Origin of the sequence: Paenibacillus guangzhouensis (genome assembly GCF_009363075.1) — a bacterium.
GTDB lineage: Bacteria > Bacillota > Bacilli > Paenibacillales > Paenibacillaceae > Paenibacillus_K > Paenibacillus_K guangzhouensis.
Window position 1 is genome coordinate 5,350,042 of record NZ_CP045293.1, and the last position, 14,959, is coordinate 5,365,000.

At 47.7% G+C, this 14,959-nt stretch carries 14 protein-coding genes, 2 rRNA genes and 1 riboswitch (1 of these 17 cut by a window edge); of the genes, 2 read left to right on the plus strand and 14 right to left on the minus strand.

Going from position 1 to position 14,959, the window contains the following annotated elements; translation table 11 throughout:
* Window positions 1–201: 201 nt before the first annotated feature.
* Window positions 202–388: riboswitch (cyclic di-AMP (ydaO/yuaA leader) on the minus strand.
* A 181-nt stretch (window positions 389–569) separates the two neighbouring features.
* A complete protein-coding gene (locus GCU39_RS24110) occupies window positions 570–1,337 on the minus strand; it encodes a TatD family hydrolase (protein ID WP_152397409.1) in 768 nt (255 codons plus the stop codon).
* A gap of 51 nt (window positions 1,338–1,388) precedes the next feature.
* A complete protein-coding gene (locus GCU39_RS24115) occupies window positions 1,389–2,684 on the minus strand; it encodes an HD domain-containing protein (protein ID WP_152395788.1) in 1,296 nt (431 codons plus the stop codon).
* A 284-nt stretch (window positions 2,685–2,968) separates the two neighbouring features.
* On the opposite strand from GCU39_RS24115, the gene GCU39_RS24120 reads away from it, so the two are divergent.
* Window positions 2,969–3,223 (plus strand): AbrB/MazE/SpoVT family DNA-binding domain-containing protein, encoded by a 255-nt coding sequence (locus tag GCU39_RS24120; protein WP_018759498.1) that lies wholly within the window; start codon window positions 2,969–2,971, stop codon window positions 3,221–3,223.
* A gap of 391 nt (window positions 3,224–3,614) precedes the next feature.
* On the opposite strand, the gene rsmI is transcribed toward GCU39_RS24120, so the two are convergent.
* The 10 genes from rsmI to GCU39_RS24170 form a co-directional block, all read right to left on the minus strand.
* Entirely contained in the window at window positions 3,615–4,499 is an 885-nt protein-coding gene (rsmI, locus tag GCU39_RS24125) for a 16S rRNA (cytidine(1402)-2'-O)-methyltransferase (RefSeq protein ID WP_152395789.1), read from the minus strand.
* Entirely contained in the window at window positions 4,496–5,254 is a 759-nt protein-coding gene (locus GCU39_RS24130) for a tRNA1(Val) (adenine(37)-N6)-methyltransferase (protein ID WP_152395790.1), read from the minus strand. Before GCU39_RS24130 ends, rsmI begins: the two co-directional genes overlap by 4 nt.
* A gap of 64 nt (window positions 5,255–5,318) precedes the next feature.
* Window positions 5,319–5,729: an initiation-control protein YabA gene (locus GCU39_RS24135; RefSeq protein WP_152395791.1), complete on the minus strand. Its 411-nt coding sequence runs from the start codon at window positions 5,727–5,729 to the stop codon at window positions 5,319–5,321.
* A gap of 28 nt (window positions 5,730–5,757) precedes the next feature.
* Window positions 5,758–6,558, minus strand: a complete 801-nt coding sequence (locus GCU39_RS24140) for a PSP1 domain-containing protein (protein ID WP_152395792.1) — start codon at window positions 6,556–6,558, stop codon at window positions 5,758–5,760.
* A gap of 1 nt (window position 6,559) precedes the next feature.
* The gene (gene holB, locus GCU39_RS24145; RefSeq protein ID WP_152395793.1) at window positions 6,560–7,537 is read right to left on the minus strand and encodes a DNA polymerase III subunit delta'; all 978 of its coding nucleotides are present in this window, start codon (window positions 7,535–7,537) and stop codon (window positions 6,560–6,562) included.
* A gap of 216 nt (window positions 7,538–7,753) precedes the next feature.
* Window positions 7,754–8,197, minus strand: a complete 444-nt coding sequence (locus GCU39_RS24150; protein WP_152395794.1) for a YaaR family protein — start codon at window positions 8,195–8,197, stop codon at window positions 7,754–7,756.
* A gap of 36 nt (window positions 8,198–8,233) precedes the next feature.
* Window positions 8,234–8,563 (minus strand): cyclic di-AMP receptor DarA, encoded by a 330-nt coding sequence (locus tag GCU39_RS24155; RefSeq protein WP_018759505.1) that lies wholly within the window; start codon window positions 8,561–8,563, stop codon window positions 8,234–8,236.
* 39 nt (window positions 8,564–8,602) lie between these two features.
* On the minus strand, window positions 8,603–9,304 hold the full coding sequence (tmk, locus tag GCU39_RS24160) for a dTMP kinase (protein WP_193726606.1): 702 nt from the start codon (window positions 9,302–9,304) through the stop codon (window positions 8,603–8,605).
* A gap of 18 nt (window positions 9,305–9,322) precedes the next feature.
* Window positions 9,323–10,861, minus strand: coding sequence for an aminotransferase class I/II-fold pyridoxal phosphate-dependent enzyme (locus GCU39_RS24165; protein ID WP_152395795.1), 1,539 nt, complete (start codon window positions 10,859–10,861; stop codon window positions 9,323–9,325).
* Window positions 10,862–11,010: 149 nt separating this feature from the next.
* The gene (locus tag GCU39_RS24170; RefSeq protein ID WP_193726607.1) at window positions 11,011–11,196 is read right to left on the minus strand and encodes a sigma factor G inhibitor Gin; all 186 of its coding nucleotides are present in this window, start codon (window positions 11,194–11,196) and stop codon (window positions 11,011–11,013) included.
* A 241-nt stretch (window positions 11,197–11,437) separates the two neighbouring features.
* Between GCU39_RS24170 and GCU39_RS24175 the strand changes: the two genes are divergently transcribed.
* Entirely contained in the window at window positions 11,438–11,965 is a 528-nt protein-coding gene (locus GCU39_RS24175) for a hypothetical protein (protein WP_152395797.1), read from the plus strand.
* A 345-nt stretch (window positions 11,966–12,310) separates the two neighbouring features.
* On the opposite strand, the gene rrf is transcribed toward GCU39_RS24175, so the two are convergent.
* Window positions 12,311–12,427 (minus strand): 5S ribosomal RNA (gene rrf, locus GCU39_RS24180).
* A 61-nt stretch (window positions 12,428–12,488) separates the two neighbouring features.
* A 23S ribosomal RNA gene (locus GCU39_RS24185) occupies window positions 12,489–14,959 on the minus strand; it runs 458 nt beyond the window's last position.

A 14,959-nucleotide genomic window follows, 5' to 3' on the forward strand; every position in this document is an offset into this window, starting at 1 on the left:
CTGTATTTTTGCACAGGTAATCGCATCTACCTTGCATGTGATCATCTGTACACCATCCTTTGTCAGGTACGTCCCTCACCTCCTGCTTGTAACAGTATGACGTCCTAATCAACTTTATTCAAAAAGAAAAGAAGCCTAGCGTAAAGAGGGTCTCTTTCGTGGCTTCCTGCTGGAAACGAATAGTTGATGGCCGCACGAGGGTACCTCTCCCTGCACGCTTACGAGGTTAGCTGTCGGATTCGGACGTGAGAGTCGCCCTAAGGATCCAATCCCGCTCATGGCGAGAAGCACCCTATTCACCCCTTTAAGAAATCAATTACGAACCCTCCTGAGAAGGTCCATATCGGTTCCCCCGCTCTCCATATTGGAGACTCAGCGATACAAAATGGATGGAACAATATTCAAACTCTGATTTGAATCATACTCTGAATGCTCTATGCTTGTAAAGAAGACACCAAACTCATTTTTTCATATTAATGGTTAAAATTTTGTAATATTCTTCGATTTTTCAGATGAAAGGCACCTATTTCACCCGTTTATTAAGTTTCTTCTTTCATTTTCTCCGTTTTTCATCCTAAGCGGAAACAAGCTTGGGCATTTTTCATCGTAATTTTAGCAACTTCTTCCAAATTTAACCCTTTTATTTCCGCCGCTGCCTCCGCAACCAGACGCACATAACCTGTCTCATTTCGCTTCCCTCGGTAGGGGTGCGGAGTCAAATATGGGGAGTCCGTCTCGATCAAAAAACGGTCATTCGGGACGTTCGCAAGCACCTCTTTTGGGACCCTTGCGTTCTTGAATGTAATTGGACCTCCAAATGAGATATAGAAGCCCAAATCCAGGCATTGTTTGGCAATTTCCCAACTTCCCGAGAAGCAGTGCATAACGCCCCCGCATTCCTCTGCATGCTCTTCACGCAGAATGCGAACAACATCCTCATGCGCATCACGATTATGAATGACAATCGGCATATTCAGGCGTTTCGCTAGCCGAATTTGTTCACGAAAAACATGGTGCTGCACATCCTTCGGTGAGGTATCCCAGTAGTAGTCCAGTCCGATCTCACCAATCGCCACGACTTTCTCATGCGCGCATAGTTGCTCGATCCACTCCAGGTCTCCTGGCTGCATCGTAATTGCGTCTTGTGGGTGCCAACCGACGGCCGCGTAGATGAAATCGTATTTCTCTGCCAATTCCATCGTCGTCGGGATCGTCTCGCGGTTGAAGCCGATGTTGATCATCTTGGTCACGCCTTGCTCCAGCGCTCTTGCAATGACTTCCTCCCGATCTTCGTCGAATTGTTCTGCGTCTAAATGCGTATGTGTGTCGAATAACATCAGTCCATAATCTCCTTCGAATGTCTTAATTTGATATCTTTTGCCCATGAATTATGTCGTATGCATATCGAATAAATTGGCAATTTCCCGATCTAACAGATGGGCGACGGCCCGTAGTTTATTTTCCGGAAAATATAGATGAAATTTGCCTTTGCGAATGCCGCTGATCGAACGTACAATTTCGGACACTTCGGATATTTCCCGCAGCTGTTCACGGCGATCTAGGAGCACAATCTGCTTGCCCATCGGATGCTCTCCGGAACGATATATCGAGTACGATAAATCGGTTGGCGAGTCGATTTCCAGATCGTAAGCAGGATTTAACCCGGCATGTACGAATTGCTCACGTATTTTATTCTTTTGCTGGTCATCCAAGTGATCTAATGTGACATACTTATAGAGCCTCCGCTCCATGAAGCGATCGCATAGGTCGGCCAAAATCTCATCCTTCTCCTGTGTCCACTGCATAAATAATGTCTGAATAAGCGCTTCATCTAAGCGGATATATTGTTCCATCGAAATTTTTCCTTCAAATAAAGAAGGCAATGGCTCGAGCATAAATTGGAAAGGATACCCGCCCTGATACAATTCCTGTGCACGCTTAAAAATTTGTCTCAATATAATCTCGGAGCTTCGCGTCACGGGGTGGAAATATACCTGCCAGTACATCTGGTACCTCGACATTAAATAATCTTCGATTGCGTGCATGCCGCTCTCCTTCACGACAATGCGGCCCCGATAAGGTCTTAACACCCGGAGAATGCGATCCATGTCGAATGTCCCGTAGTTCACACCGGTAAAATAAGCATCTCGAAGCAAGTAATCCATCCGATCCGCATCCAGCGCACTGGAAACGAGGTGAACAACAATAGGTTTATCGTACGTCTTCTGAATAACAGATGCAACCCGCTCCGGGAAGTCGTCCGAGATCCGCTTTAGAATCTCATGGATCTCTGAGTTCTCCCTTATGATTCGACAAGTCCAATCCTCATGATGCATCTTGAACGCTTCCTCGATCGAATGCGAGAATGGTCCATGGCCAAGATCATGCAGCAGTGCTGCACATAGCGCAAGAAGACGCTCTTCTTGCGGCCAATCAACATACCCGCTTCGTTCGAATTGCGATATGATTCTACGCGTTATCTCATATACACCTAAGGAATGGGAGAATCGACTGTGCTCCGCGCCATGGAAGGTCAAGTAGGACGTACCTAATTGCCGTATGCGACGTAGACGTTGGAATTCTTTGGCATTAATCAAGTCCCAAATGGTCTGATCCTGCACGTGAATATACTTATGTACCGGGTCTTTAAATACCTTTTCTTCTTGTAATTGTAAACTATACAATAAACTCACCCTCCCTATAGAACTAGAATAAAGTCGTACAACTATAGATTTTGTCGAATCATGTCATTTTCGTTTTTCCAATTGATTTTCGTAGATTTTTAGACCCAAAAACCCGTCTTCCCTTTGTTTATCTACAACTAGTAGAAGTCCATATATTACTAAGTCTAGCACCGATTTTATAGGTTGACTATTTTGGGAATGCTTGGTACTATTATATTTATGAAAAACATAGAATTATGTCGACATTTGTCGATTCTTTAATTGGTGAGAGGAGCAATATCAAAATGATGAAAAGTACGGGCATTGTAAGAAAAGTTGATGAGTTGGGCCGCGTCGTTATTCCGATTGAACTGCGTCGCACATTAGGCATTGGAGAGAAGGACGCGCTTGAGATCTATGTTGATGGTGAGCGTATTATGCTTAAGAAGTACGAGCCAGCTTGCATTTTCTGTGGTAATGCCGAGAACGTTACATACTTTAAAGGAAAAATTATTTGTCACGAATGCCTATCTGATATCCCAACACCTGTGACAAAATAAAAAAATTAGTATATAATAGATTTACCAAACTTATTAATTCTAACCTTTTTATATCTCCTTGGTACCTTCCGTGGCCTAACCTGCCCAGAAGGTATATTTTTTTTCTCCATATGGAAGTTCAAAATCGACTTATGATCACGAGGCTCCTCGAGAAGTGTATTCGACATCGAATCTTGCGCTCAGCCTTGAATAGCATATGCTTCCGATGTATGTTTCCTTTGGAAACATTTCAGGTGCTCATTTAGGTTTCGCCTAAACTCCGCTCCTCTTTCTTCGACTTCACGCAACCTAAGCATATGCTTCCGATGTAGTTTTCTTCGAAAACTTTCAGATGCTGATAAGCCGATTTTGAACCTTTATTTAAAGACATAGCTTAATCCAAAACCTATAATTACAATAAAGAGTTATAAATATCCCGCCGTGAGACGTTGCGATCTGCCGCAGCCTGTTTCATGGCTTCTTTGCGATTGCCCCCGTTACGCTCCTCATAATGCGCGACATGCGCTTCGATCGACAGCGACTCCCACCATACCGTCTGGTCTGCCGACTCTAAGCCATCAGAAGGCTCTAACACAAGACAATATTCCCCTTGGGGCGGATGCTCCTCCAGCCAAGAGAGACATTCTTCAATGGTCCCACGAGCGAACTCCTCATATTTCTTCGTCAGTTCCCTCGCCATTACGACCCGGCGGTTCCCTAGCACCCTGTGCATATGTTCTAATGTCTTCGACACGCGATGTGGTGACTCATAGAACAGCAATGTGCCTTCGGCCATACGCAGAGACTCCAGTACTTGCTCCACCGATTTCTTATCCCGTGGCAAGAATCCGACGAACGTAAACCGTTCCGTAGGCAACCCCGATACGATAAGCGCCGATAAAGCTGCATTCGCACCCGGAATCGGCACGACCGAGATGCCATTTTCGATCGCGAGCGCCACAAGATCTGTCCCAGGATCAGAAATGGCCGGCAGACCCGCGTCGCTGACGAGTGCTATATTTTTTCCTTCTATTAAAAAACGGATCAGCTCTGGACCGCTCGCATGTTTATTATGCTCATGATAGCTGTATAACGTTTTCGACGGGATTTCAAAATGCGAGAGCAATTTTCGGCTCTGGCGCGTATCTTCTGCCGCAATGACATCCACTTCTTGTAATGTGCGTACCGCACGATAAGTCATATCCTCCAAATTGCCGATCGGCGTTGCAACCAAATATAGCGTACCTGACGTCTGGTCCGGCCCCGGCTGAAAGCTTTTCTGTAAATTCCAAGTCATGTCGTTCCCCCCTCAGTAGACCCGTAGTAGATATGCATCAGTTCCTCGCAATACATATTGTTCTCATTATAGACAATGAGAGGTGGTAATAACCGAAGGTCCGGCTTACCGTCACGAATGGCCTCAATCAACACCATATTCGCTTCCTGATCCATCCTTGGATGCACGAAGCGAATTCGTTTGGGCTCAAGCTTGTGCTCCCGCATCATGCTAATGATCTCGCCAAGTCTCGATGGTCGATGAACCATCGACACCTTCCCGCCCGTCCGAATCAGCCGCTTGCAAGCAACAATAACATCTTCCAACGTACAACCAAGCTCATGCCTTGCCATCGCTTGATGCACATTGAGCTTATGCTCCCCGGTTAACATTTTCATATATGGCGGATTAACGGTAATGGCATCATAGACTTCATATCCGACTTCCTGATAATACGTCTTCAAATCCCCTTGCACCATGCGAATTCTCTCTTGCAGCCCGTTCATTTCAACACTTCTGCTAGCCATATCATGCAGACGGGGTTGAATTTCTACCCCATCGATCTGTGCTTCTGTCCGTGTGGAGAGAAGGAGAGGAACGACACCATTGCCTGTACACAAATCGAGAATACGTCCCCGTTTGGGAATGGAGGCGAACCGCGCCAATAAGACAGCATCCATCGAGAAGCTGAATACTTCATCACTCTGGATGATTCGAAGTTCATGCGTGAGCAGATCATCTATCCGCTCCGACGGCTGTAATAACTGTTCATTCAAGACGTTCTCTTGCTCCCTTCGCAATCAATTAAAAAAAACCGTAGGCAGAGTCTACCTACGGTCGTTATTTATTCAAAAATGACAGACAGAACAGGCAATCGCCTTCAGTCCGCAAATGTCCGTAATATACGTTACAAATATGAAACCCTTCATGATACAAACGAGCCAGATTATCATGGCCTTCACCGACAATGGCACTTGCTGCTGCATTCGCCATCGCTTCCGCATGAGCCGGAACCTTCGACGATTTAGGAACGGCAACGGCTTGGTTCTGAGCCTCGACATGGACATGCTGTTCTTGCGGCATGGATTCTCGCTTCAGCACACGTCTTAACTGCTGGTTCTCCATACTGAGTCGTTTGTTTTCCTCCAACAACTGCTTAATCACGAGCTTCAGTTCACCTAATTGCTCATGCAGGTTCCCTGCTTGTGATTCAATATTATGAATTTGTGTGAAAATCTCTTTTTTCTCCAAGTTCCCACCCCAGAGCGATCAATTGTACTTATTTTACCACAACATCATCAAAAGGAAGTTCTTTCACTTTACCCAAATCAAATATTTGAACGTGTACGGTGCGCTCACCCGCATTGATACCTACGACTTTTCCTTCACCGTATGAAGTAACAACAAGTTTACCGGTGCTTGGAAGTTCTTCCTTCACGCTTTCATAGTTATCATGCTCAAATTTCAAGCAACACATGAGACGTCCGCATAAACCGGATATTTTCGTTGGATTTAAGGATAAGTTCTGGTCTTTCGCCATCTTGATCGAGACCGGCTCGAAATCTCCAAGCCAGGATGAACAACATAAAATACGTCCGCATGGGCCAATGCCGCCCAGCATCTTCGCTTCATCACGAACACCGATCTGACGAAGTTCAATCCTTGTCCGAAAAATGCTCGCTAAGTCCTTAACCAGTTCCCTAAAATCTACACGCCCTTCGGCAGTAAAATAGAAAATGATTTTATTCCGATCGAACGTAAACTCGACGTCCACCAATTTCATCTTCAATTGATGATCTCGGATTTTATCTAAACACGTTGTGAGCGCATTTCGTGCTGCAAATTTGTTCTCTTCAACAATACGTGCATCGTTATCATCTGCGATCCGAATGACTTTCTTTAGCGGTAAGACGACATCTGACTCGCCTACGCTCTTCGGCCCAATGACAACCTTGCCGTATTCTACGCCGCGTACCGTCTCCACAATCACATGCTGATCTCGCTCGACCGGCAGGTCTAATGGATCGAAATAATAGATTTTGCCCGCTTTCTTGAAACGGACACCCACCACGTTGTACACACTAACCCCCCTGTACTCCAACTAGGAATTGTTCAAAAGCTAACTGCGGATTCACATTCGCGCGCAGACGCTTCTGCATGTCCGTCGCCAGCTCCATACAGCGCACCCACGATTCCGCGTCGCGAGTAAACGCATATTTGCTGATCGATTCCAGCTGATCTATGAAAATGATACTTTCTGTTCGGTTGACTTGATAATGAATCATATCTTTGAACCAAAGCAGGAATAATTGCATTAGAGTGTCCAGATGTTCAGCCAGTGGTGTCTTGAACAGCTGCTGATGCGCTGTCACCATCGCCGTATTCATCTGATTTAGACAATCCTTACCTAATTGTAACATTAGATTTCGAATTTCTGCAAACCAATTCTGTTGGATAATTTCTCTACATGCATCAAGTCCAGAAGCAAGATGAACGACACAGCGTGCCGTTGTCTGCGGATATCCTTCTTGGACTAAAATCTGCATCATTGTCTCCGGGTCCATCGGGGTAAATGGAATCCACTCTGCTCGCGATTGTATGGTGGGCAACATCGCTTGTCCATTCTCCGTGAGGAGAATAGCGACGACAGGAGACAAGGGCTCTTCCAAAAATTTAAGCAGACTGTTGGCAGCTTGAACCGTCATCTGGTCTGCTTGCTCCATAATATATACTTTACGGTTACCATCCCCGGTACGATAAGCAAACTCCCGCTGCAATGCACGGATTTGTTCGATTTTGATCGAGGCACCATCCGGGCGAATCACATGCACATCCGGATGATTCTGATGATCAACCTTCCGGCATTCCAGACATTGATCACAGCAATCGTCTTCTCGCTCCGCACAAAACAATGACTTGGCAAGTGTCAGCGCCATTTGCCGCCGGCCCGAGCCCTTCGGACCAGCGAATAGATACGCATGAGAGACCGTATTATTCCGCAGCTCATTTTGCAGTATCTGCTTGGCGCGCACTTGGCCGATAATATCTTGAAAAGACATAGTAGCCTCACTTTCACATCCATTATTGCTTCTAGAGGTTGTTCAAAAAGTCATCATTTGATCACGAAGTCATTCAAGAAGCATAGTCGACATCGAATCTTGCGTTCACCTTTGAAGTCCGGTACTCATTTAGGTTTCGCCTAAACTCCGTTTCTCCTTCTTCAGGTTCTCGCAACCTTCTCGGTGCTGAAATGTCGACTTTTTGAACTCATATTTCTAGAAGCAATAATTAATTAACAACCCACGAACCTCGCCAATCTTATTCAATAATTCGATTTTCCCTTCTTCGCTGTTCAACAGCTCTTCCGCCATTGCAATCAACGTCGAATCGATTTCTTCTAATAATTTGTAGCGTTTACCACGACCTCTTCGATCCCAGCCACGCGCGTCTTTAATGCCAAGTCCTCGGCGAACGGTATCCTCCAAGAACCGCTTCACCATCGTTCGATAGAGATATAATTCTCTTACCGTCATTGATTTCGCAAGGCGATCTCCTTGCTGGTGAATTTGTTGGAGGCGTTGATTGAGCTCCTCCTTCGAGGCATGCTGGTCTTGTTGGTACATGAAATCAGCGAAATTTTTCTGGCCAATCTGTTTCGAAGCATTGTCTGTCAGCTTGAGCTCCTGACCCAGCGGCCGAAAACCCGGATTAATCTTCATTCTATAACCCAACTCTCTATGGTCAACTTCGATTGATTAGAAATGTTCAAACCGGTCGACTGGCATCACGAATACGGTTGCTCCGCCTACCTGAACCTCAACCGGAAGCGGTAAATATGATTCCGTCGTACCGCTCATCGGCGATACCGGTGTAACCAGTTGATCGCGAATCTTACAATTCGTACGAATGACAGCTAACACGTCTTCCACTTGTTCGTCTTCAACACCAATCATAAACGTGGTGTTCCCTGCACGTAGAAATCCGCCGGTACTTGCAAGTTTAGTAGCACGGAAATTATGTTTGACTAACGCATTCGATAGACGGTTGCTGTCTTTATCCTGCACGATGGCAATGACAAGTTTCATAATAACGCCTCCTTAACATTTGAATAAATACCCTCTCTACTAATTTGACGCGGAGGGTGGAAAATCCTCTTGTGATGCGGTCAGGATCTGTAGGATCTGCCTTGCGACTTCCGGTAATGACAGGCTTGCATCCACCTTGTGAATCCGTTCCGGAAATTGTGCCGCTACTATATTATAGCCTTCTCGCACCTTTAGGTGAAAACTTAATTGTTCCAGATCGAGCCGATTCACTTCACGCTGTGCATTGGCCTCAATACGGGCAAGCCCAACCTCTGGCTCAATATCCAAATAGAGCGTCAAATCTGGCATGACATCTCCAATCGCAAACTGGTTAATGGACCAGACTTCATCCATTCCCAAACCTCGGGCATGTCCCTGATAGGCCAGACTGCTATCGATGAAACGATCGCAGATAACGATCTTCCCTTGCTGCAGCGCAGGGATGACCTTCTCCACAAGATGCTGGCGGCGGGCTGCCGCGTAGAGGAGCGCTTCGGTTCGGCCGTCCATCGCCGTGTGCGAAGGATCCAAGATTAGCGACCGGATCTTCTCCGAGATCTCAATGCCGCCGGGTTCACGCGTTAGCATGACCGGAATCCCTTGTTCTTGATAATATTGCTCAATATATTGGATCGCAGACGTCTTCCCAGACCCCTCTCCACCTTCCAAGGTGATAAAGCGTCCTGCATAAGGATGTCCTTTCTGTTGTGGTCGAGATGGATGCGTTTGTTCTGATTGCATATCTAAGCCTCTCTTCATCTATTTCTTTACTACACGAAGTGTCTTCAGCGTCGTATCGTGAACCCCTTGGCATTTTGCGCCTTGCTGAGACAATTGCTCTAAGAAGAGCATCATTTCCTCGGTAATCCATTCTCCCGGATAGAGTAGCGGAATACCAGGCGGGTAAGGAATCACCATTTCAGCAACCTCACGATGAATAGCTTGTTCTAACGATACTGTCTCCCATGCATCAGCCGCTAGAGGCTGGAGCCGGAATGGGACTGGATCGGAGATGAGCGTGGAAGTATGATGCAGGAAATTCGTATGATCTTTCTTTTCAATCGATATGTGGCTGTTGCCAACTTCCCCATAACATGAATGAATTTGTTCCAAAGCGTGGAATAACGCCTTCGCATCCTCCATCGTGGATCCTAAAGTAAATACAAATACGACATGTACGACATCCGACATTTCTGGCACGCAGCCCAGTTCTTCAAGCTTTTCTTGCAGCTCATAGCCGCTATATCGTCCCGTACGGTCACGGACCGTCAGTTTAAACGGGTCGAGAGAACTGTATGCTCCCTCTCCCTCTACGCCTTGTGCAGGCTGTGGGAGCAAGGAATAGCAGGGCAGCTGCTCCATACTGCTGCGGAACCACGAGACTGCTTCCAGCCCCCGTGTGAATGCATCTGCGCCGCGGGTGTGAAGCCAACGACGGCATACATCCAAGGATGCCATAAGCGGATACGATGGACTTGAACTCTGCAGCATGGCAAGACGCTGCTTCAGCAGCCCACCGTTCAGGCGATCGCCTTGTACATGGAGCATCGCGCTCATCGTAAGCGATGATAACATCTTGTGCGTCGATTGCACGACACCGTCTGCTCCGCATTGGAGTGCGGACGCAGGTAGATCGGGATGAAGCCCATAATGCGCGCCATGGGCTTCATCAATGAGCAGCTGCTTGCCATGCGCGTGCACGGCTTCCGCTATGGCCTGCAAATCCACACCCATGCCGTAATAGTTCGGGCTGCACAGCAGCACCCCTTTTGCGGCCGGGTGACGTTCAAGCGCCTCCGTGATCGCATCCACGGTCGGCGCCGTGGGCAGCCCGCTTGGCGCGTCCAGTTGCGGTGTAACGAACACCGCGTGCGCGCCCGCCAGCATCAAGCCGTGCAATATGGATTTATGCACGTTGCGCTGGACGATCAGCACGTCGCCCGGCTCCGTGCAGCAGGTGAGAATCAGAGCTAGGTTGCCCACCGTACTCCCATTCACCAGAAAATAGGTCTCTTCCGCCCCAAAGCAATCCGCAGCAAGTTCCTGCGCATCCCGGATCACACCTGTCGGTTGATGAAGGTCATCCGTCCCCGTAATTTCTGTTACGTCTATCGCCATAAGCTGGCGCAAAACTTCCTGCTCGTGGGCGAATGATCTGATCTTCTGCCCGTTCTGACCTTGTTCTTCGTAGACTCGTCCATTCTTATGTCCAGGGACATGGAAGCTACGATTTTTACGTTCTCGATATTCTAGCAGCGCCTCGTACAGCGGTGCGCGTTCATGATTCAATGATGGCATGATAACGTAATCCCTTCAACACATTCTCCCCTTTATTTTACCGTAAAATCCGTATTAGACATATAGACCTGCCCACATATATCGATAGAATTCCAAACAAAAAAGCCCTCGCCATAACGAAAGCCCCACAGATAAGACGCATCTTGCAATTAAGCATGATTGGAAATAAATATTCTTTTTAACTGATGAATGAAAAACGGATACTTCTCATCCTGCACATCCGTATGCACCATTTCGGCTTCACAATCCAGACAAATGAATTCAGATATAATGACGATGCCTTCTTCCTTCTTCTCGCCGCAGATGATGCAGGTGCTGTCATGAACATGTTCCATCGACAATCCCACCTTAACCTGTTTTGCTATTAGTATGGCACTTTATCTAGTATTTTAAACCGATTTCATAGGTTGTTTTCAAATGTTTTTATATTTTTATGCAACAAAACCGAATTAGGTGTCTGTACGTTTTGTAGGATGAGCAAATCTTTTGGGCTTGTCTACCGATATATAACATAGAAGGTCCAAATTGAGGGTAGAAGAATTCATATTATTCGGCACAAAGGAGGAACACTACAACATGCCATCGGCTCCCCCAAGTACACAGGCAACATTTTATCAATACACACTTCTTCAGAAGGTCGTCTATAATCAACTGCTTATTAAGTTCTATCTTGCTATCGTTCCCATCGTCCTATTGCTTGAGACGCTGCTCTCCGGACCCCTTGGGTTACTATACAGTGCAATTGCATTATTTTTTGTTCTCTGGATCCACTTTGTCGTGATCCGTTCGATCCTTCTCCTCGCGGGAGAACCGATTCGTAAAAAATGGCGATTCCGACGTGTACTCCCATGGATAGGCTTTCTACCAGACCAATATATCGGCTATCATATCTTTATCCGTGTGCACCGCCATCTTGCATGGCTTGGCCTATGCGTCTGCCTGATCCTATATCCATGGTTTCCAATCTCGTTCGTTACCAGTGCGCTGATCTGGCATCTTTGGCTCATCATGCCAAGGCAATTCCTCTTCACACACTTCAGAAAACAACCGAAACACGGTCTATTCAAGTTAACGGATACAGAAATGCTCTATTACAAAGCGTAATAGAGCTTTTTTATTTGTTTGACCGGCGGCATGTTGGCCTTGATTCGGCTAACGAACCCAGAACACCTTATTTCCTCAAAATTTGTGTATATGGTTTTCTAACGAATCCTCAGGTCGCTATTTCCGTATAACACGTTACTTTTCGCCTGATTTCGGCCAAATAACGCTATTCAGATTCGTTAGATTCAAAAAATTCAGATTTTCGAGCCAATAAGGATATGACGGTTCGTTAGCCGAATGCGAGTAACGATGGACGGTCGTTCACTCCCGCAGATCAGTCCCATCAACATAAACAACAAAAAAAGACCACCTTCGAGAAATGAATCTCAAAAGTGGTCTTTCGCTGCTTGGCATCGTCCTACTCTCCCAGGACCCTGCGGTCCAAGTACCATCGGCGCTAGAGGGCTTAACGGTCGTGTTCGGGATGGGTACGCGTGGAACCCCTCCGCCATCGACACCAAACGGAATATCTTCAGAGTTTGATCTCTGAAAACTAGATACGAGATAATTTGCGTTTTATGTTTAGGATAAGCCCTCGACCGATTAGTATTGGTCAGCTCCACACATTGCTGTGCTTCCACCTCCAACCTATCAACCTCGTCGTCTTCAAGGGGTCTTACTAATTGGGAAATCTCATCTTGAGGGGGGCTTCACGCTTAGATGCTTTCAGCGCTTATCCCGTCCGTACTTGGCTACCCAGCGGTGCTCCTGGCGGAACAACTGGTACACCAGCGGTACGTCCATCCCGGTCCTCTCGTACTAAGGACAGCTCCTCTCAAATTTCCTACGCCCACGACAGATAGGGACCGAACTGTCTCACGACGTTCTGAACCCAGCTCGCGTACCGCTTTAATGGGCGAACAGCCCAACCCTTGGGACCTACTTCAGCCCCAGGATGCGATGAGCCGACATCGAGGTGCCAAACCTCCCCGTCGATGTGGACTCTTGGGGGAGATAAGCCTGTTATCCCCAGGGTAGCTTTTATCCGTTGAGCGATGGCCCTTCCATGCGGTACCACCGGATCACTAAGCCCGACTTTCGTCCCTGCTCGACCTGTATGTCTCGCAGTCAAGCTCCCTTATGCCTTTGCACTCTTCGAATGATTTCCAACCATTCTGAGGGAACCTTGGGGCGCCTCCGTTACTCTTTAGGAGGCGACCGCCCCAGTCAAACTGCCCACCTGACACTGTCCCCGAACCGGATTACGGTCCTAGGTTAGAACTCCGATACGATCAGGGTGGTATCCCAACGGCGCCTCTACCTAAGCTGGCGCTCAGGCTTCTAAGGCTCCCACCTATCCTGTACAGATCGTACCAAAGTCCAATATCAAGCTGCAGTAAAGCTCCATGGGGTCTTTCCGTCTTGTCGCGGGTAACCTGCATCTTCACAGGTATTAAAATTTCACCGGATCTCTCGTTGAGACAGCGCCCAAGTCGTTACGCCATTCGTGCGGGTCAGAATTTACCTGACAAGGAATTTCGCTACCTTAGGACCGTTATAGTTACGGCCGCCGTTTACTGGGGCTTCGGTTCACAGCTTCGGGATTGCTCCCTAACCACTCCCCTTAACCTTCCAGCACCGGGCAGGCGTCAGCCCGTATACTTCGCCTTACGGCTTCGCACAGACCTGTGTTTTTGCTAAACAGTCGCTTGGGCCTTTTCACTGCGGCCCCCTCGTGCTATTCACACTACCGGGGCACCCCTTCTCCCGAAGTTACGGGGTCATTTTGCCGAGTTCCTTAACGAGAGTTCTTCCGCGCGCCTTAGAATTCTCTTCTCGCCTACCTGTGTCGGTTTGCGGTACGGGCACCATCACCTGGCTAGAGGCTTTTCTTGGCAGTGTGAGATCATGACCTTCGGTACTATAATTTTCCCTCCCCATCACAGCCCAGCCTTACGATGTGCGGATTTGCCTACACATCAGCCTCACTGCTTGGACGAGCATCCATCAGCTCGCGTCACTACCCTGCTGCGTCACCCCATTGCTCATAACGGCTTACGGTGGTACAGGAATTTCAACCTGTTGTCCTTCGACTACGCCTTTCGGCCTCGCCTTAGGTCCCGACTTACCCTGAGCGGACGAACCTTCCTCAGGAACCCTTAGGCTTTCGGCGGACAAGATTCTCACTTGTCTTTTCGTTACTCATACCGGCATTCTCACTTGTATGCTGTCCAGCGCTCCTTACGGTACACCTTCAACCTACATACAACGCTCCCCTACCCCTGCAACATAGTTGCAAGCCATAGCTTCGGTGGTGTGTTTAGCCCCGTTACATTTTCGGCGCAGAGTCACTCGACCAGTGAGCTATTACGCACTCTTTAAATGATGGCTGCTTCTAAGCCAACATCCTGGTTGTCTGTGCAACTCCACATCCTTTCCCACTTAACACACACTTGGGGACCTTAGCTGATGGTCTGGGCTGTTTCCCTTTTGACAATGGATCTTAGCACTCACTGTCTGACTCCCGGTTATAAGTCTATGGCATTCGGAGTTTGACTGAGCTTGGTAACCCTTGGCGGGCCCCGCACCCAATCAGTGCTCTACCTCCACGACTCTTGACACCGAGGCTAGCCCTAAAGCTATTTCGGGGAGAACCAGCTATCTCCGAGTTCGATTGGAATTTCTCCGCTACCCCCACCTCATCCCCGCATTTTTCAACATGCGTGGGTTCGGGCCTCCAGTGCGTGTTACCGCACCTTCACCCTGGACAGGGGTAGATCACACGGTTTCGGGTCTACGTCCACGTACTATGTCGCCCTATTCAGACTCGCTTTCGCTGCGGCTACGGCTCTTCACCTTAACCTTGCACGGGAACGTAACTCGCCGGTTCATTCTACAAAAGGCACGCCATCACCCATAGATCGGGCTCTGACTTCTTGTAAGCACACGGTTTCAGGTTCTATTTCACTCCCCTTCCGGGGTGCTTTTCACCTTTCCCTCACGGTACTGCTTCACTATCGGTCGCTAGGTAGTATTTAGCCTTACCAGATGGTC